General features: G+C 40.7%; 17 protein-coding genes and 1 tRNA gene. 9 read left to right on the top strand and 9 right to left on the bottom strand.

What is annotated here, in order from left to right:
* Nucleotides 1-8: 8 nt before the first annotated feature.
* A complete protein-coding gene (locus FH971_RS18105; protein ID WP_137225026.1) occupies nt 9-533 on the bottom strand; it encodes a DUF3087 domain-containing protein in 525 nt (174 codons plus the stop codon).
* 175 nt (nt 534-708) lie between these two features.
* A complete protein-coding gene (locus FH971_RS18110; RefSeq protein WP_140235218.1) occupies nt 709-1,476 on the bottom strand; it encodes an SDR family NAD(P)-dependent oxidoreductase in 768 nt (255 codons plus the stop codon).
* Nucleotides 1,477-1,581: 105 nt separating this feature from the next.
* On the opposite strand from FH971_RS18110, the gene FH971_RS18115 reads away from it, so the two are divergent.
* On the top strand, nt 1,582-1,917 hold the full coding sequence (locus FH971_RS18115) for a winged helix-turn-helix transcriptional regulator (protein WP_137225022.1): 336 nt from the start codon (nt 1,582-1,584) through the stop codon (nt 1,915-1,917).
* Between the two features lie 43 nt (nt 1,918-1,960).
* On the opposite strand, the gene FH971_RS18120 is transcribed toward FH971_RS18115, so the two are convergent.
* The gene (locus tag FH971_RS18120; RefSeq protein WP_137225020.1) at nt 1,961-3,433 is read right to left on the bottom strand and encodes an MBL fold metallo-hydrolase RNA specificity domain-containing protein; all 1,473 of its coding nucleotides are present in this window, start codon (nt 3,431-3,433) and stop codon (nt 1,961-1,963) included.
* Between the two features lie 371 nt (nt 3,434-3,804).
* On the opposite strand from FH971_RS18120, the gene FH971_RS18125 reads away from it, so the two are divergent.
* The gene (locus FH971_RS18125; protein WP_140235219.1) at nt 3,805-5,013 is read left to right on the top strand and encodes a porin; all 1,209 of its coding nucleotides are present in this window, start codon (nt 3,805-3,807) and stop codon (nt 5,011-5,013) included.
* A 146-nt stretch (nt 5,014-5,159) separates the two neighbouring features.
* Here the strand turns inward: FH971_RS18125 and FH971_RS18130 are convergent, their stop codons facing one another.
* Both FH971_RS18130 and FH971_RS18135 read right to left on the bottom strand, forming a co-directional pair.
* A complete protein-coding gene (locus FH971_RS18130) occupies nt 5,160-5,669 on the bottom strand; it encodes a peptidylprolyl isomerase (protein WP_137225017.1) in 510 nt (169 codons plus the stop codon).
* A 349-nt stretch (nt 5,670-6,018) separates the two neighbouring features.
* Nucleotides 6,019-7,365 (bottom strand): M20 metallopeptidase family protein, encoded by a 1,347-nt coding sequence (locus FH971_RS18135; RefSeq protein WP_140235220.1) that lies wholly within the window; start codon nt 7,363-7,365, stop codon nt 6,019-6,021.
* Between the two features lie 148 nt (nt 7,366-7,513).
* Here FH971_RS18135 and FH971_RS18140 point away from each other — a divergent pair, with 148 nt between their 5' ends.
* The gene (locus FH971_RS18140) at nt 7,514-8,032 is read left to right on the top strand and encodes a GNAT family N-acetyltransferase (protein WP_140235221.1); all 519 of its coding nucleotides are present in this window, start codon (nt 7,514-7,516) and stop codon (nt 8,030-8,032) included.
* 110 nt (nt 8,033-8,142) lie between these two features.
* On the opposite strand, the gene FH971_RS18145 is transcribed toward FH971_RS18140, so the two are convergent.
* Together FH971_RS18145 and hcp are read right to left on the bottom strand one after the other, a co-directional pair.
* Nucleotides 8,143-9,339 carry an FAD-binding oxidoreductase gene (locus tag FH971_RS18145; protein WP_140235222.1) on the bottom strand — a complete coding sequence of 399 codons (1,197 nt, stop codon included), beginning with the start codon at nt 9,337-9,339 and terminating at the stop codon, nt 8,143-8,145.
* 114 nt (nt 9,340-9,453) lie between these two features.
* Nucleotides 9,454-11,112, bottom strand: a complete 1,659-nt coding sequence (gene hcp / locus FH971_RS18150) for a hydroxylamine reductase (RefSeq protein WP_140235223.1) — start codon at nt 11,110-11,112, stop codon at nt 9,454-9,456.
* Nucleotides 11,113-11,412: 300 nt separating this feature from the next.
* Here hcp and FH971_RS18155 point away from each other — a divergent pair, with 300 nt between their 5' ends.
* Entirely contained in the window at nt 11,413-12,099 is a 687-nt protein-coding gene (locus FH971_RS18155) for a DUF3157 family protein (RefSeq protein ID WP_140235224.1), read from the top strand.
* Nucleotides 12,100-12,201: 102 nt separating this feature from the next.
* Here FH971_RS18155 and FH971_RS18160 read toward each other — a convergent pair whose 3' ends face one another.
* Nucleotides 12,202-12,462 carry a DUF5062 family protein gene (locus FH971_RS18160; protein ID WP_137225004.1) on the bottom strand — a complete coding sequence of 87 codons (261 nt, stop codon included), beginning with the start codon at nt 12,460-12,462 and terminating at the stop codon, nt 12,202-12,204.
* Between the two features lie 293 nt (nt 12,463-12,755).
* Between FH971_RS18160 and FH971_RS18165 the strand changes: the two genes are divergently transcribed.
* Entirely contained in the window at nt 12,756-14,912 is a 2,157-nt protein-coding gene (locus FH971_RS18165) for a M3 family metallopeptidase (protein WP_137225002.1), read from the top strand.
* 212 nt (nt 14,913-15,124) lie between these two features.
* Nucleotides 15,125-15,214, top strand: a tRNA-Ser gene (locus tag FH971_RS18170).
* A gap of 299 nt (nt 15,215-15,513) precedes the next feature.
* Here FH971_RS18170 and FH971_RS18175 read toward each other — a convergent pair.
* Complete coding sequence (locus FH971_RS18175; protein ID WP_140235225.1) at nt 15,514-16,869, bottom strand: glycoside hydrolase family 5 protein; 1,356 nt, start codon at nt 16,867-16,869, stop codon at nt 15,514-15,516.
* 148 nt (nt 16,870-17,017) lie between these two features.
* On the opposite strand from FH971_RS18175, the gene FH971_RS18180 reads away from it, so the two are divergent.
* The 3 genes from FH971_RS18180 (at nt 17,018) to FH971_RS18190 (ending at nt 18,351) form a co-directional block, all read left to right on the top strand.
* Nucleotides 17,018-17,476: a nuclear transport factor 2 family protein gene (locus tag FH971_RS18180; protein ID WP_140235226.1), complete on the top strand. Its 459-nt coding sequence runs from the start codon at nt 17,018-17,020 to the stop codon at nt 17,474-17,476.
* Nucleotides 17,477-17,489: 13 nt separating this feature from the next.
* Nucleotides 17,490-17,948, top strand: coding sequence for a DUF1499 domain-containing protein (locus FH971_RS18185; protein WP_140235227.1), 459 nt, complete (start codon nt 17,490-17,492; stop codon nt 17,946-17,948).
* Between the two features lie 211 nt (nt 17,949-18,159).
* Nucleotides 18,160-18,351, top strand: a complete 192-nt coding sequence (locus FH971_RS18190) for a DUF3185 family protein (protein ID WP_137224992.1) — start codon at nt 18,160-18,162, stop codon at nt 18,349-18,351.
* Nucleotides 18,352-18,534: the final 183 nt, after the last annotated feature.

Raw genomic sequence — 18,534 nt, forward strand, 5'->3', positions numbered from 1 at the left:
AGGTTGTACTAAAAGGCTTGTAGCATCTCGGGAGAAAACTCATCCACATCAATCGTAAACCCTGCTGCATCGATGCGCTGTTGCAGTTTATCTAACTCATTATTTACGTTCGACATGGTTAAGGTGTTGTTATCTAAGTCATATACTAACGCCAAGCTTTGATAATAAAAACTCAATATCACTAACGCATCGCGATCATTATTTTTGGCGGCTTGTTGAATCGCTTTTAGTTTGCGGTAGATTTTGTTCTGCAATTGCTTGAGTTGCCATACATAATACACTTCGTAAAACTTGGGTTTGTGACGAAAGTTGCGCACCAATAAACTACACACCATTACGGCTAAAATAACCCCACCAAAATTCAAATGAAAATTACCCGTCGATTCAGCGCCCGCTATCGGTTTTACGCCCAAAAAATAAATCATCAATTGGCCAAACACTAGTGACAAAATAATCAATATAGCGACCAAGCCTATCTGCATCTGGTTATTATTCGAACGGTATCGGGTTTTATCTATTTTAACTAACTTCATCACGCAGCTCATATCGCTTATTTGCATATAGTTTAACGCGTCATAGCGATTTATAGAATGAAATATTAACGCTTATTAAGTGTGATTAAGTCTACTGGGGGTAAGTTAGCTGATAATAAGGAGCGATGAAGATCGCTCCCCAAACATTCATACTTCAAAAAAATAGATGCCTCTATTAATTACGGCCAGCCATCACGCCACCATCAACATCCCATATTGCACCCGTCACCCAAGATGCTTTATCTGATAATAAAAACACTATGCTGTTTGCCACATCGGTAGCATTTCCAATTCGTCCGATAGGATGAAATTCATTGAAGCTTTCAAGTACGCTAGCCATATCTTGAGGTTCAATAAAGGCTTGATAAATTGGCGTACTGACCACGGCTGGCGATACTGCATTGACACGAATATTATGTGCAGCCAATTCCATTGCCATGTGTTGTGTCAGTGCATGCAAACCGGCCTTAGCCATAGAATACGCACTTGATGGCGTAGCTTTAATGGCTTGTTTAGCCCACATAGAACCAATATTCACAATACTGCCACCTTGATGTTTAACCATGTTTCTGGCAACAGCTTGAGAAATAACAAAAATAGCTTTGTTAAGCTCCATGTAAATATCGTAATCACTCACTTGATGGTCTAAAAATGGCTTGGGACTAAAGTACCCAGCAGCATTAACTAAATACGTAATCTTGTTATCGGTTGAGTCGATCATATTGATCAAACGCGCAAGATCTTGGCTGTCGTATAAGTTAGTTTGAAATCCACTTACACGGCCTAGTGCTGACAGTTGTATCACAGCTTCGTTGAGCTTATCCGCTTTATTACCAACAATAATGGTATCAATACCTTGAGCAACTAATTGCTTGGCAGTTTCAAAACCAATACCACTTGTACCGCCAATAATAAGCGCTGTTTCTTGAGTTAACTTCGTCATTTGTTCACACCTAATATAAGAGTAAGTGTGGTAAGCTTATTGGCAAACTATCCGATTGAATAGTAAGTACAAATCGGTTGCATAGGTACTTTTAGGTACATATTAATGAATACAAACGAAAAATTATTTGCGCGAAAATCGGCCCCAGAAAAAAGTGCCCGCATGGTCGAAACCATTTACGGCTGTAAATGGTCCTTAACTGTGTATCAGCTATTGGCGAACAAGATTAATCGTCCTGGTGAAATGGTCAAATCCGTTGAAGGTCTCAGCACCAAAGTGTTGAATCAATGCTTGAAGAAAAATATTGAATTCGGCATTTTACATAAAATCAACTATCCCGAGATCCCCCCTAGAGTGGAATACGAGGTAACTGAATTTGGGCAAAAGTTTATGCGTATTTTAGATGATATTGAAAAGCTGCAAGACGAAATTGATGCTTAGCCCGCAGCTAATTATTATTCCACTAGTCCCACGTTCACTTGAATCAACGTTCTGATGGCTCATTGGATTCACTTGCCGTAGTAAGCCACACCAACTGAGGTAAAGCATTTAAGTCTAAGCAATCTCCTCGTTTGGCAATAGCGCTATGTTTCGGTTTAGTCGCGGGGTCTTTATTCAGTGCTTCAATCAATACTTGCTGTGCTTCTGGTTCACCATGTACCAATATCACCGCGGGTGATTGCTCAAAATGACGATACCAAGACAATAATTCGGCTTGGTCTGCATGGGCAGATAAACCACCTACAGTATGAATACTTGCAGCAACCTTAATACTTTGACCATGAATGGTCAGCTCTTCTGCACCGTCGACTAATAATCGTCCGGGTGTGCCCATCGCTTGGAAGCCACAAATAATAATGTCAGTTTCTTTGCGCCATAAGTTATGTACAAAATGATTACGAATACGACCCCCATTACACATACCACTACCGGCAATCACAATCAGCCCTTCATGAATATCGTTTAGCTCAATCGATTCTTCAGTACTGTTAATGAATTCAGCACAAGATAATAACGGATGTTGTCCCGGAGATTGACGGGTAAAACGTTTAAAGTCTTCATCCATTAATGGGTAATTATTAACATAAACTTCTGTCGCTTTTATCGCCATTGGGCTGTCTAAACAAATACGCCAACGCGATAAATCCCACTCTTTTGCATACAAATGAAACAGATAAAGTAGCTCTTGTGAGCGGCCGACAGAAAATGCGGGGATCAATATATTACCGCGGCCTTCATGAATAGTGCTTTTAAAAATTGATTTCAGTTCAACCAATGTGTCTTGCCAGCTTCGGTGTAACCTATCACCATAAGTACTTTCCATTAGCACCAAATCAGCTTGTTCGATAAATGTTGGGTCCCCCAAAATCGGCATACCTGCACGACCTAAGTCACCACTAAAAACCAGTTTTTTCTGTTCGGGTTTATTGCCTAACCATAACTCAACCACAGCAGAGCCTAAAATATGTCCTGCATCGGATAAACAAACCTCTACTCCATCGGCAACCTGCACGCGTTGGCCGTAATCAACCACCTCAAATTGCGCCATCACGAGATCGACATCTTTCTCAGTAAATAACGGTTCAAGCAGCTCTAAATCATTTTTTGCACGCTTTTTATTTTGTCTGTCGGTATCTCTCTCTTGCAACATGGCCGCATCACGTAACATGACATCACATAACTCCGCGGTGGCTTTTTGAGTATAAATGGGGCCAGTAAACCCCTGATTAATTAAATAAGGCAGACGACCGGAATGATCAATATGTGCGTGGCTTAACACCACTGCATGAATTTTTGACGCGTCGAATGGAAAGGGATCGTGATTACGTAACGAGTCAGCTTTACTCCCTTGAATTAATCCACAATCAAGCAACACTTGCTGCCCATTGACTGTGAGTAAATGGCAAGATCCAGTAACCTCTTGAGTTGCGCCGTGAAACTGCAAAGTCATGTTCATAATGTCACCCTCGATAAAATCAATAACAGGCCCTAAATTAAGCGTAGGACATTGGTGAAATAATGTAACGATCTACATCAAGTAAACCACTAAAAATGATTTGTTTTTTAAGGCACAATAAAAAATCACTTTAAGTGCATAAGAAACCACAAATCAACATTTCCTTACAATAACCAACAAAATACAAACTAATTATTAACAAAAAAGTTTGCTAAACCATTGAACGATGAAATTTATGATATATATCGCCTTTTGTGAACATATTTCACTTTATGAGTGGATGGAGGGTTTGCTACTCTCCGTCGACTCAATAGAAAGAATGTTAAATGAACTAAGCTGTGCTTATCCAAACAACAAGACAAGAGATTAAAATGAATAAAACTTTAGTTGCAGCGTTGATTTCAACTGTTCTGGTAACACCTTCGGCATTAGCCACCGAAATTTTTAAAGATGATGTGAACGCAGTTAGCATTGGCGGTTTTGTCGATGCGCGAGTGATCAATACTCAAGGTGAAACTGAAGTCGTTAACGGCGCGTCACGCATTAATTTTGGTTTTGATCGTCAATTACAAGATGGTTGGAAAGCGTATGCAAAATTAGAATGGGGTGTAAACCCTGTGGGCAGCACAGACATTGTTTATAACAACCGCTTTGAGTCAATTCAAGATGAGTTTTTTTACAACCGTTTAGGTTATGTCGGTCTTGCACATGACACTTACGGTAGTATCACAATTGGCAAGCAGTGGGGTGCTTGGTATGACGTGGTCTACAGCACAAACTATGGTTTTGTATGGGACGGTAACACGGCAGGTGTTTACACTTACAACAAAGATGATGGCGCGGTAAACGGTGTCGGTCGTGGTGACAAAACCGTCCAGTATCGTAATAGTTTTGGCGATGTTAGCTTCGCTGTACAAGTTCAGCTAAAAAACAGTGAGTTCTATACCTGTGATATTGAAGACATTACTCAAGAAGCTTGTGAAGATTTATGGACAACAGGTTCAGCAGAAGCTCAGCAAGTTGAATATAACTATACCTATGGTGGTGCAGTAACTTACCAAGCGACTGAAGAATTAGTCCTAACGGCGGGTATTAACCGTGGTGAGTTTGATGTGACCTTTGGTAACGGTCGCGCATCCACTGCCATTGATCTCATTTACGGTATGGGTATCACTTGGGGTAACTTTGATCAAAATGGCTTTTATGCCGCCGCCAACGTGAACAAAAACGAAAATCATGACACCGACAATATTGGCCGTTTAATTGATGAAGCCGTCGGTGTTGAATCCTTGTTCTCGTATATGTTTGACAACAACATCCGTACGTTTGTGTCATATAACATCCTTGATGCTGGCAGTGATTATGTTATTCAGCCTAACTACAATGCCGATCCAAATGATGTGTTTAAACGCCAATTTGTGGTCATGGGTTTACATTATGTGTTTAACCCTGAAACCGTTGTTTATTTAGAAGCTCGCCGAGATTACAGTGACTTCACTAGCAGCGACAAAGACCAACAAGCCAGAATGGAACTGTCTGAAGATGACGGCGTTGCCTTTGGTATTCGTTATTCGCTTTAATCCAGTTTAATTGCTGATCAAAAAAGGTTCGACATTACTGTCGAACCTTTTTTATTGCGCTGACTTTGACTTGATTAGTAAAGGTAGCAAAGGGTAACGAAACGCAACTCATTAACCCGCAAATCTGCGCTAGTTTTAAGCTAGCTCTATGCAATAGTCGGCTCATCAATAATAGTCACTTTCTCAATCACAATAGGCTCACGCGGCACATCATCATGTCCGGCTATTGTAGTGGTTTTGACTCGCTCCATTTGCTGAATAACATCCATACCCGCAGTGACTTTTGCAAACACCGCATAACCCCAGCCTGAATTGGTCGTTGCTGTATGATCTAGAAAATCATTGTCGGCAACATTAATAAAAAACTGCCCTGTAGCCGAATGCGGCGCATCAGTACGCGCCATAGACAAAGTACCCACTACATTTTTTAAGCCTTTATTGGCTTCATTAGTGATAGGATCGCGAGTTGGCTTTTCTTTCATTTTGGCTGTTAAGCCACCACCCTGCACCATAAAACCTTTAATGACCCGATGAAAAATAGTCCCTTCATAAAAACCATCTTGGCAGTATTTTAAAAAGTTTTTTGACGTGACTGGCGCATGTTCCATATCAAGCTCTACAGTAAAATCGCCAAGGTTAGTGCTAAAGATAATCATATAATGCCCATGTTCCAAAAAGTAAGGAGTTCCAAAAGTAACAATAACCACCATTATACGACTATTACACTTATTGATAACGAAATAACGCCCTTCTATACATTTTTTGTTATTGCGCTGTTTGATTAAATAAATCCATCGCGGATTTTGTCATAGCCCTAACCCCAGTACGGATAGTTAACTGCATAGATAACCGGGTGCAAACTGACTTGAATGTAAACGTTCAAGTTTATTGCGCTGGTTGATTAAATAAATCCATCGCGGATTTTGTCATTGCCCTAACCCCAGTAAGGATAGTTAACGGCATAGATAAACGGGTGCAAACTGATTTGAATGTAAACGTTCAAGTTTATTGCGCTGTTTGATTAAATAAATCCATCGCGGATTTTGTCATAGCTCTAACCCCAGTACGGATAGTTAACTGATAATCTGGCGCAAACTGGCTAGAGTGTAAAGACGGCAATGTATCGCCAGATGCAACACTTGCTTGATACTGTTTAGGATCAACAGCGCCGAGCCAAAATAAGGTAATAGGACGTTTCTCTGGTGTGAGTCCATATAAACCAAAATCTTCACCCGCCATTACCGGTGGTGCCACCAACACATTATCACTGCCCAATTCAGCCTCAATACTGGCTTTCACTTTAGCGGCTAATGTTGGGTCGTTGTAGGTTGAAGGGATCGTTTCATCGTCATGCACATACACCACAGGCATGAAATCATCTGGCAAACCAGCACTGATCGCAATACCTGTAGTAATACGTTTAATCGCCGCTATTTGTTGTTCACGAACCTTAGGATTATACGAGCGTAATGTCAGCTGCAACTTCACTTCATCTGAAATAATATTGTGTTTCGATCCGCCATGAATAGACCCCACAGTGACAACATTAGGCTCTAACGGTGACACTTCACGGCTAACTATGGTTTGCAGTGCAAGTACAGTGCGTGCAGCAAGTACCACAGGATCGATAGTTGAATGCGGATAAGCCCCGTGGCCACCCTTACCCTTTATGGTAATATCGACAGAATCAACGTTCGCCAAAGCATAACCGCTTACCGTGCCCACTTTACCCGCAGGAATTGACGCGCTCACATGCAAACCAATAATACTGTCGGGTGTTGGGAATTTGCTAAACAAGCCTTGTTTAAGCATCGCTTTGGCCCCGCCGCCCACTTCTTCTGCTGGTTGGGCAACCATCATTAAGGTCCCTTGCCAATCGGCTTTATGTTTAACTAATTGCTCTGCAGTACCAATCAAACTGGTCATGTGAATATCGTGACCACAGCCGTGCATAATACCAACTTTATTGTTGCTGGCATCTTGCGTTGTCACTGTGGACGCATAAGATTTACCAGTTTGTTCTATAATGGGTAATCCATCTATGTCAGCGCGGATCATCACCACTGGCCCCTTGCCATTTTGCAATATGCCAACCACACCGTAACCGCCAAAATTGTCTGTCACCTCAAACCCCAATTGTGCTAACTCTTGCGCCATCCGCTGACTGGTGGCTTTTTCTTGGTAAGACAACTCAGGGTGTTGATGCAAATGTAGATATAACTTTTCAAGTTTAGGTAACGCTTGAGTAACAGATTGATCAAGATCGCTCTGTGTTGCAATAGCATTAAATGATAAAGACGAAGCTGAAAACACTAACGCCAATAAGGGGTACGCAGCACGGGAGCAGATCATATTGTTATTCTTAATTGTCGGGAATTGAGTATGTTAACCTAGCATAAGCTTAAGCTACTTTGTAATTCGTTTTAGGTAATCTCAATTCGAATTAAGGGATAAAGTGATTAAATCAATAGGGATATAAAAACAATAACAAGGGAAAATAATGAAAATCATTACTGAAACACCAAGGTTGATTATCCGAGAATTTACCCTTGAAGATGCACCAGCAGTATTGCATTTTAATACACCAGAGCAAGTCAATCGTTACACTGGCGATGCAGGCGTATGTAATACCTTAAGCGATGCCGAAAACATCATTGGCAACATTTGGTTGGTGGAATATCAACAATACGGTTTTGGCCGTTGGGCGATGGTGCTTAAAGACACCAATACTGTGATTGGTTTTTGTGGATTTAAAAATGAAACCCGCATTAATGCCGTCGATATTGGTTATCGGCTCCATCCAGATTATTGGGGAAAAGGGTTAACTACAGAAGCTAACCAAGCCTGTATTGACTATGCCAAACAGCATATGGATTTAGACATAGTCTATGCCGATGTTGCAAATGCCAATAGTGCCTCGATAAACGTGGCCACCAAACTTGGTATGACCTACCACTCACAATATCAACATGGTGAATTTACGTTCAATCGTTACGAGATATCACTAAAAACTGTCTAGTCTCCAGAAGATAAATAAACGTTATGATGACTCCTGCCAATAAAAAATCCCTTAGTAGCCTAACCACTAAGGGATTTTTTAATGTTTAGCATCCAAAAATCTAACGTCTACTACATTTTTAACTGCACATTTGAGGTTATTTTAGTTGAACAAGCCAACACAAAACCGGCTGCTATTTCGTCAGGTGTTAACGCCATTTGGCTAGTTGATTTGACTGTTCCCGACACAACCTGACATTTGCACGCGCCACAAACGCCAGAGCGACAAGCAGCGATAATGGGTAACTTTGCAGACTCGATGCCATCCAATAACGTTTGATCGCCCGTTAACGGAATCTCTTTATCGCCAATGCTCAACATAAACTGCTCGGTTGATGGATTACTTTCCAGCGCAGCTTTCACACCCATAGCACTGCTTTCACCAAAGCTTTCTTGATTGAACTGACTCATATCAAATTCAGCGGCTGCCAACAGTAATTTTACATCGGCCATATAAGATTCAGGGCCACACACAAATACAGTACGCTGCTGATAATCTGGTACCAATTTGATTAAGCTTTCTAAGTTTAAGCGACCAATGCCAAAGCCTGTAGCCTCATGTTTATCAGTGAGTACTTGGCTATTTTCATCTGACTTAAGCATATAATTAAGATTGAATTTTTGGCTTCGTGATGCCATTGATGCCATTGAATCTGCAAACATAATGTCATTGACACCTTTTGCGCTGTGTACAAAGGCAATATCACTATCGGTAGTGGTATCGCAAAGCCAGCGCGACATCGAATGCATAGGCGTAACACCACAACCTGCACTTAAAAACAAATATTTGTCGGCAACAATGTCGACTAAATTAAAGATACCATCGGGGCCTGTGACGGTAACGTCATCACCCACATTTAAGGTGTCGGCCAAATAATTAGACACCAAACCATCTGCGATTCTTTTCACTGTGACAACCAGCGAAAAAGGCCGCGAAGGTGAAGATGAAATAGTGTAGCTTCGGTAAACCTTTTCACCATTGATATCTAGCTTAAAGGTAAGAAACTGTCCCGGTTTAAAATGAAACTTAACCGGTGTTAGTCCCTGAAATCGAAAACTAACCACATTGTGGGTTTCATTCCATTTTTCAACACAGCGCAGTTGCACCTCTCCTCGTTGCCAGCTATCGGCAGCCAAAAGGGCTTCTGGGGTGGTAAGAGCAACGGGTTCAACCTTTGGCGGTGCCTCACTAACAGGGGTAGGTGATTTAGCGGCTTGGGCAGAAAGTGCTTGAGAAAAAGAAAAACCAACAGAGGGAGAGCTACTCATTTTGATACCTTTAACACAGTAAAAAAGAGAGGGACGGTATAGATAATGCTATACCGTCTTTAATCGTTATCGTGCAAATAAGCTTGACTTAGATACACGATTTTTTATGGCTAACTACGCCACGTTCATCATAGCTTTTAGGTCTGTTTCAACATCTGTAGTGCTGCGTAAACCAAACTGTTGCTCTAAAATGTTCATTAAGTTTTCAGACAAGAACCCTGGAGCTGTTGGCCCTGTACGAATGTTTTTAACCCCAAGAGATAACAAGGTTAACAATACTACAATCGCTTTTTGCTCAAACCAAGACAACACTAAACTCAGTGGTAAATCGTTAAGATCACATTCGAAAATGTCTTTTAACGCTAACGCTAACTGAATGGCAGAGTAAGCATCATTACATTGGCCTACATCAAGTAAGCGAGGCACACCATTAATGTCGCCAAAATCCAATTTATTGAATTTGTATTTACCACAACCTAAGGTCAAAATAATTGAATCATCAGGAACTGATTTCGCTAAGTCAGTAAAGTAATTGCGCTCTAATTTGTCGCCATCACAACCACCAATTAAGAAGAAGTGCTTAATAGAACCATTTTTAACATTTTCAACTACTGTTGGTGCTGCTGCCATTAATGCATTACGAGCAAAACCGATAGTGATCATGTGTGGGATTTCATCGTAAATAAAGCCTTCAAGCTCAAGTGCTTTGTTAATCACTTCGCTAAAGTCTTCACCTTCAACATGAGTCACACCAGGCCAACCCACAATGCTACGAGTATAAATACGGTCAGAGTATTCGCCTACCGTAGGGTCGATAATACAGTTTGATGTCATCACAACTGCACCAGGGAAAGTGGCAAATTCTTTTTGCTGATTTTGCCAAGCGCCACCGTAGTTACCCACTAAATGTGGGTATTTTTTAAATGCTGGGTAAGCAAGTGCAGGTAACATTTCGCCATGAGTAAAGACGTTAATGCCCTTGCCTTCAGTTTGCTCAAGGATAAGTTCTAAGTCTTTCATGTCATGGCCAGACACTAAAATGGCCTTCCCTTTAACAGACTTGGTGTTCACTTGAGTGGGTTCTGGGTGACCGAATGAAGTTGTTTCACCTAAATCTAACATCGCCATAATGCGATAATTTAATTGGCCAATTTCCATTGCTGTCGCAAACAATTTGTCTGCATCAATAGAATCTTCACCTAAAAACGCCATGATTTTATGGAACTCAGCCGCCACATCAACGTCAGTTTGATCTAATACGCGAGCATGCTCCATATAAGCTGCAGCACCTTTTAAACCGTATAAACATAATAAACGTAAGCCTAGAATGTCTTCATGTACCTCACCGCGATTAAGCAATGCAACTGGCGCTTGAGCTAAGATTTCAGGTTTTGAAGTAGCGAGTAATAGCTCACCTTGTGCGCTAACCATTTCAGGCTCTTCGCCTTTTTCTTTACACGCTGCGATATACGCCGCTTTTAATTGGTCACGATAGGTTTGTGCCTGATAGGCATAATCAATTAAGCGTTCATCATCAAAGTTTACGTTAGTCAGAGTGGCAAAAAAGGCCTTAGGGACAAATGCGTCGATATCGCTGTCTACAATGCCAAACTCACGGGCTTTAACTGCGTAAGCAGACACACCTTGCAGCATATAAATTAATAAGTCTTGAATATCAGACGTCGACGCTAACTTGCCACACATACCTTGCGAGTAACTACAGCCGTTACCTGCTGGTGTTCTAATGGTTTGCTCACATTGCACACAAAACATAACTCTACTCCTCAAATGCTATTCATGTATAAAGTTTACATGTTATGGGTGAGTTTACTCTTTACTCTGTAAATCAAAACCCGTTTTTGCTGCCAATGTTGTATTTTATGAGCCATATCACTTTCAGCATTCACTAATATAAATGACCATTGGCGACATTAACGCTAAAACTGAATACGCCTAAAAGGCACTTCATAACGTCCAGCATGAGTCGATAGGCTTGCCATCAAAATATTTTCCATTTAATTCATGAAAACACGTAGAATTAAGCGATTAAAGACTCTCAATCAGGATGAATAGATGAAAACCAAATTTAATGCGATTGCATCAGCCTTATTGTTATTATTTGCCCCTGCAGCAATGGCAGCTGATGTTGCAGTGATCACGTTGGAAAATGGCGCCAATGTTCGCTTAAAAGACGACTTCACCTGGGAATACATCATCACCGAAACGGTTACGCAACCTGTTGTAGTGACTCAAGTAGCGGCCTCACCCGCTGTAATGGCAAAATCAGTATCATCTACGGCAACCGCTGTTGCACCTATTGCAGTAGCAAACACGCCAACAGTTAGCGCTAAAACACCAGTTGAACCTTCAATTGCCCCAGCTATCGCCACAACACGCTTAACCGCTGCAGCAATGGCACAACCCAGCTTACTTGGCAGCACAGCTAAAGACGGCATAAAAGTGACTCTAGCTAACACGCAATGGAAAGGCGACAAACTCGGACTTGTGTTTGATTTTGACAGCACGAATGACGATCACGTTACCGTCGTCAATGTTGAAGCCAGTTTTTTTGACGATCAAGGCGGTTTAATCAAAACCGAAACCATAGAAGCGTGGGAAGCTATTTTCCGTATGCCAGAAACCTATTTACGCAAAGGTCAGCACCGTCAAACAACACCATTTTGGGTAGAAGGTATTAATAAGCAACAATGGCAAAAGCAGTTAATCAGCTTAAAAATTATTGAAATAGAGTCGCGCTAATAAAATCAATATTAGCGACTGTACAGACAGACGCTAAAGACAAAAAAGCCCAAGTGAAATGCTATCTCATTTGGGCTTAATTCATTATTCACGTCAGTAACGTTAGTTCAGTAACTCATGCTCTTTAGGCAATTGTTTACTGATCCATAAAATCAATTTATGTTTACGATTGGGACCATCATCTTTATCTTCGGCTAACGGTTGGATTAAATTGTCTTGCACTAATAACCGATAAATACATTCCACTTTATCTTTTGGCGAAATGCCTTTACCAAAATCATCAAAACCACGCTTTTGTGCATATCCCACACCAATCTCCATCGCGAGCTTGAGCAGTTTTGTATCGTGTTTACCCGCTTTCATCTATCACCCTCATCGTACGTATCTATGGCTATTAAGCTACGCGAATATCCACAAATTGCCACTACAATTGCAGCCAAAAGGTTCTAAAATCTAACAAACATCACTATTGGCAATTTTAGTTACAATAATTAATCTAAGTTAATAGCATTAACCTATGCGATAAGCCATAGGCTTGGTATTGTATTAGCGTTATGACATTACATTTTTATTGTCACTATTCTACTTTACGTAACAACAACATTTTGAATAGGCATAAAAACACCCCAAAAGGGCCCAGACCCAAGGATATTTCAATGCGCAAAACTCTTATTACCACTGCCGTCAGTGCGGCCTTGATGCTCAGTGCATGTTCAGAGCAATCAGCAGATACCGCAATGACCAGTAAAACAACTGAAGATGCTTCAAAAACAATGACTAAAGCAGCTGACACTGTCGACAATGTATTATTAACTGCCAGTCCATTACCTTTTATGGCGCCACAGTTTGATAAGCTTAACACCAGCGATTATTTACCGGCCTTTGAACAAGGCATGCAAGAACAAAAAGCACAAATCGCTACGATTACCAACAACAGTGAACCCGCTACATTTGAAAATACCATTGTCGCGTTAGAAAAAACCGGTGCTATCTTAGACCGTACTCAACGTGCATTTTTCAATCTTTCAGGGCTTATTTCAGACGACAACTACACCAGTATTGAAGAACAAATCGTCCCAAAATTAACCGCACATCAAGACAATATCTACCTGAATCAGAAACTATTTTCCCGCATTCAAGCTATTTATAAAAATAAAGCCGCATTAACTGGCGAAGATTTACGTTTAGTTGAAGTGTATTACGACCGTTTCGTGCGCGCGGGTGCAGAGCTATCTGCTGCAGACAAAACAAAAATGCGTGAACTAAATGGTGAATTAGCCAAGCTGGAAACCAGTTTTTCACAGAACGTATTAAAATCATTTAAAGATGACGTGATTGTTATTGAAGATAAAGCCCTACTTGACGGCTTATCTGACAGCGACATCGCATCATTGGCAGCAGCGGCAAAAGATGCTGGTAAAACGGGTTACATGATCACATTAGTGAACACCACCACCCAACCATTGCTGTCTAGCCTTAAAAATCGTGATGTTCGTAAGCAACTATGGGAAACCTCTGCTTATCGCGCCATGGACACTAACGCGCCTTTAAACATCAAAATTGCCCAACTACGTGCAGCTAAAGCCAATCTATTAGGTTACCCAACATGGGCGGCTTATGGCCTAGGCGATCAAATGGCTAAAACCCCAGAAGCAGTTTACGGCATACTTGATGATCTAGCGCCAAAAGCCTTGGTTAAAGCCAGAATTGAAGCCGCTGACATTCAAGCTGAAATCGTTAAAGACGGTAAAGACTTCAAACTTGAACCATGGGACTGGGCTTACTACGCAGAGAAAGTACGTAAAGCCAAATATGACTTAGATGACAGCCAAGTTAAGCCATACTTCGAAATGAATACCGTACTTAACGACGGCTTATTCTTCGCCATGAACAAGCTTTACGGCATCACAATTAAACCTCGTAAAGACTTACCTGTATGGCACAAAGACGTATCGGCATATGAAGTCTTTAACAAAGATGGCAGTGCCATTGGTTTATTCTATCTAGACCCATATGCTCGCCAAGGTAAGCGTGGTGGTGCATGGATGGACGAACTGGTTACCCAGTCATTCTTGAAAAACACTAAGCCAGTAGTGTATAACGCGCTAAATATTCCTAAGCCAGCCGAAGGTCAACCAACGTTAATGACATTCGACGAAGTGAGCACCATGTTCCATGAATTTGGCCATGCTATCCACGGACTATTTTCGCAAGTTAACTACCCTAGCCTAGCGGGCACTGCTACCGCACGTGACTTTGTTGAGTTTCCATCACAAGCAAACGAAGACTGGAGCATCGACCCACAAGTGCTAGCTAACTACGCTAAACACTACAAAACAGGCGAACCTATTCCAGCCGAATTACTTGCAAAAGTATTAAAGTCGCACACCTTTAACCAAGGTTTCGGCACAGTTGAATACTTAGCGGCTGCATTACTGGATATGGAATGGCACTCAATAGCTGCGGGTACTGAAATTACCGATGTTGCAGCCTTTGAAAAACAAGCCTTAGCAAAACACGGTTTAGATTACACTCCAGTACCTCCTCGCTACAAAACCACTTACTTTAGCCATAGCTTTGGTGGCGGTTACTCAGCGGGTTACTACGCGTACTTATGGACTGAAGTGTTTGCTGCTGACGCATTCTCTTTCATGATGTCACACGGTGGATTAACATTAGAGAATGGCCAAAAATACCGCGACACTATTTTGTCAAAAGGTAACAGCCAAGACCTAATGCAAGACTACATCGACTTTGCCGGTAAAAAACCATCGACTGATGCCTTATTAAAGCGTCGTGGTTTGGTTAACTAGTCGTTATTCTTGTCATGGCCTCTCTCGTTAAACTGCTAGTCAATGAAAGAGGCCATTGGCAATCTAAAACGACATTCAAATAAATGAATAGTGTGATAAGTATAAATATTATGCGATCGTGAGCTGTTTTAGGTGATTTTGTGCATTTGTTGCGCCATTGAACACATCAAGGCTTTACATTTTCGTCAATACCCTTATTATTCACCCCGTTCGGAGGGATGGCAGAGTGGCCGAATGCACCGGTCTTGAAAACCGGCAACGGTTTATCCCGTTCTAGGGTTCAAATCCCTATCCCTCCGCCACATTTAACGAGAAAGCCTCATCAGAAATGATGAGGCTTTTTTGTATTGGTAACATTTTGAACATCAAGGGTTCCTATTTTTAAGATCTCTATCCCTACGCCACATTCAATAAAAAGGCCTTATCGAAAAATAAGGCCTTTTTATTTGAGCGAAAGATAGGACTTTGAACCCACGGGTTCCTCTTTGTTACAAGCAAGCTATCCCTTCTGCACATCAAAAGCAAAAGACTAAACATATAACGGATCGTCTTTGTTTCTGGCGTTCGGACATTGAGTTAAGACGCTCTCAGTGAATCAAGATTATTGTTGTACTGGAACTAATGCCTCTAACAAATGTGGGCGCCATTGCTTAGCATTATTATCATATGCACCAAAGCTCGATGAGTATTCCCAATACGCCCAACTGATATTCCGTTTTTCTGCTTCACGCGCAATAAAAGCTGTCCATGCTTTTTGCTGCAGGGGATCTGCATAGCGCGAATAGACGCCAAATTCACCTAAATAGATTTCAAAATTACGATTAGCTTTTGAATTCCAACGAGTCATGTTATCGAATAAGGTGATTAAAGACGTAGTTTCGCTCTCAGTGCCTAGCCAGTTAGTCCCGATCCACTTGTTTGAACCATTAACCCATTTAGCCCCTTGGTGAGTAAAATGAAAGGGTTTGTAATTGTGCACTGTAATAATTGTATTATATTTATTTGCATAGTGTGGCAATGACAGTTTAGGTAAGGTATCAGGTACATTCCAATTAGCAGTGCCTATCATGACAATCCGTTGTGTATTTTCATTTGCTTGCGGTGTGTCCATATTCCCCCAAATTACAGCCAATAAACGTTCAATAATGCCATTCCAATCATTAACGTCAATGCTGCCATGCGGCTCGTTCAATAATTCAAAAATTAAATCAGCTTGGGAATATTCAGAAAGTGGGAATTGCACACTAATTTGTTTCCAGATCCCTTCTAAACGTAAAATGTGTGACAATTTTTGTTTTTTTGTAGCTCGCATCATCTCCGTGTAGTGATGCACATTGATAATGGCTTTAAGACCCGAGTTGTTGGCCCAACCTACAACCTCTTTAACACGATTCATAAATATAGGATTTATGGTGTAGGGAAAGGTTTGTTCTGTATGAGCAGTCCAGCGAATTGGAATTCTTACATTTTTAAAGCCTGCTTTGGCAATTATTTTAAAATCTTCCTCAACCAATACCTTACCACCAGTCCAATCACCTTCAAAAGGAGCATCTAAGTAATTACCAACGTTAATCCCTCTACCTAATTGTGTCTGTTTTAGGCCACCACTTATATTCCAAGAATATAAGTCGCTATAATAACTGTTTGGTAATACCACGGGATCTTGTGTTGAACTCGCATTAGAATTTCCACAAACTAGTAACATATAAGTCATAGTGACAAATATGATTAGATGTAAATTTCTCCCTATAAACAAGCATGCTGAAATAGATTTTAGATAAGTGAAGTTAATAGCTAGCAGAAAATAGCTTAAAAACCACTTATGTCGATATAACAGGTTATCTCCCGTCATATCATCAACCTTGCATGATGAAGTTCTGTACATAAAAGATGAGATGTAATGGAAAATGACGGTATTGTCTAAATTCTCGATAATTCGTCTTGGTTTAAACATCATTTACCACCAAACCAATTAAAAGTTAATTAAAGACTAGAGCAGCAATTCAAAACCTGCCACAATCTTTAAAGATCTTCTCCTAATCCTGAAATGGTGCACTAATTTTGACCACCTAACACTGCCACTGACACATTAGGAATTGCACTTAATGAAAAATTTTTACTTGGTTTTATTGGCCTTGATCTCAATGCCTTCATTGGCTGATGATATTGCTTTGGCAGACACAATGAAAGTTCTTGATACTGCAGTGTTTGACTCATTTAATCATTGTCAAAAACCTGAAGAACTTGATAAGCACGCGAGCTTTTTTGCGACTGACGTTGAGTTTTATCACGATAATGGTGGTGTAACGTGGGACCGTGACAGCATGATTGCCAATACTAAAAACAATGCCTGTGGTCAGTACACTCGAAAATTGGTTGAAGGATCTTTTAACGTCCACTCGATTAAAGATTTTGGTGCTATTACCGAAGGGGTGCATATCTTTTGTCAAAATAAAACCAACCAATGCGAAGGTAAAGCTGACTTTGTCATGGTTTGGCGTAAAGTAGACGACAAATGGAAAATTACTCGCGTATTAAGTTACGGTCACCGCGAAAATAAATAAAAGGATATGAATAATGTACAAACAAATTTCAATATTAACACTTAGCATGATGCTATTAATGGGTTGCTCTGGCACTGTGCCTACATTGGGCGTAAATAATGACAAGTTAACACCGTGTCCTGAATCGCCAAACTGTGTTAATAGTCAACAAGCTGCAGATGAAGAGCATTTTATCGCACCGATCGATTTCACCGGAACACAGCAACAAGCGCAAGTGCGCCTTTTACACATACTAAAAGCTGCAGAGCGAGCAAATATCGTTGTGGTCGAGGACAATTATATTCGCGTGGAGTTTACCTCTCAGATAATGCGCTTTGTTGATGATGTGGAGTTTTATTTTCCAGCAACTGCATCCGATAAAATAACCATACATGTTAGATCGGCTTCACGTATTGGACGCTCAGATTTTGGGGTTAATCGTGAACGAATAGAAAAAATTAGACACGAATTTAACGCATTTAAACCACTTTAAAGACTGATAATCACAATATTACGATAGCTTTTTTTAATGCCATTTTAGCTAAAATGGACTCGATAAAAGCTATCAATAATTTGGCAGTTAACAGTAATGCTAACGAGGCATTTCTTATCACGAGGTATTATTAATTTGATTAACCTCGTTAATTTTAGGTCCATCAATTATGGTCTTATCAACAGTTGTCTCACCAACGTTTGGAGTAAAAATGAACAGTAAAATTATTGGGATTGTACTTGTTATTGCGGGTATTTTTTTAGCGTTGTGGGGCTACAATATTTATGATGCTGCCAGTTCTCAAGTAACCAGGGCATTAAATGGTGATACCCCTATCGAAGCGTGGGCTGGAATGGCCGGCGGTATTATTTGCGTGTTAATTGGTATTACAAGGTTAAAGTAAATGTGTTGTCATTAAATACTGAGCAAAGCATTCAAGGATAATCATTTCCCTTTATGCCAAAACTCAGTTTTATTGCAACATAACCTACGTGTGCAGTCCGCTCATTAATAGTCGAATCCGACAAATTTAAACAACTGATCACGCTTATTATCACTATGATCTAAAGAACGCTGTAAAAATGCC

The sequence above is a fragment of the Shewanella polaris genome, from assembly GCF_006385555.1.
GTDB lineage: Bacteria > Pseudomonadota > Gammaproteobacteria > Enterobacterales > Shewanellaceae > Shewanella > Shewanella polaris.

Coding starts and splice junctions, on each gene's coding strand:
- FH971_RS18105 (WP_137225026.1), bottom strand. CDS start 533: ATGAAGTTAGTTAAAATAGATAAAACCCGATACCGTTCGAATAATAAC.
- FH971_RS18110 (WP_140235218.1), bottom strand. CDS start 1,476: ATGACGAAGTTAACTCAAGAAACAGCGCTTATTATTGGCGGTACAAGT.
- FH971_RS18115 (WP_137225022.1), top strand. CDS start 1,582: ATGAATACAAACGAAAAATTATTTGCGCGAAAATCGGCCCCAGAAAAA.
- FH971_RS18120 (WP_137225020.1), bottom strand. CDS start 3,433: ATGAACATGACTTTGCAGTTTCACGGCGCAACTCAAGAGGTTACTGGA.
- FH971_RS18125 (WP_140235219.1), top strand. CDS start 3,805: ATGAATAAAACTTTAGTTGCAGCGTTGATTTCAACTGTTCTGGTAACA.
- FH971_RS18130 (WP_137225017.1), bottom strand. CDS start 5,669: ATGATTATCTTTAGCACTAACCTTGGCGATTTTACTGTAGAGCTTGAT.
- FH971_RS18135 (WP_140235220.1), bottom strand. CDS start 7,365: ATGATCTGCTCCCGTGCTGCGTACCCCTTATTGGCGTTAGTGTTTTCA.
- FH971_RS18140 (WP_140235221.1), top strand. CDS start 7,514: ATGAAAATCATTACTGAAACACCAAGGTTGATTATCCGAGAATTTACC.
- FH971_RS18145 (WP_140235222.1), bottom strand. CDS start 9,339: ATGAGTAGCTCTCCCTCTGTTGGTTTTTCTTTTTCTCAAGCACTTTCT.
- hcp (WP_140235223.1), bottom strand. CDS start 11,112: ATGTTTTGTGTGCAATGTGAGCAAACCATTAGAACACCAGCAGGTAAC.
- FH971_RS18155 (WP_140235224.1), top strand. CDS start 11,413: ATGAAAACCAAATTTAATGCGATTGCATCAGCCTTATTGTTATTATTT.
- FH971_RS18160 (WP_137225004.1), bottom strand. CDS start 12,462: ATGAAAGCGGGTAAACACGATACAAAACTGCTCAAGCTCGCGATGGAG.
- FH971_RS18165 (WP_137225002.1), top strand. CDS start 12,756: ATGCGCAAAACTCTTATTACCACTGCCGTCAGTGCGGCCTTGATGCTC.
- FH971_RS18175 (WP_140235225.1), bottom strand. CDS start 16,869: ATGATGTTTAAACCAAGACGAATTATCGAGAATTTAGACAATACCGTC.
- FH971_RS18180 (WP_140235226.1), top strand. CDS start 17,018: ATGAAAAATTTTTACTTGGTTTTATTGGCCTTGATCTCAATGCCTTCA.
- FH971_RS18185 (WP_140235227.1), top strand. CDS start 17,490: ATGTACAAACAAATTTCAATATTAACACTTAGCATGATGCTATTAATG.
- FH971_RS18190 (WP_137224992.1), top strand. CDS start 18,160: ATGAACAGTAAAATTATTGGGATTGTACTTGTTATTGCGGGTATTTTT.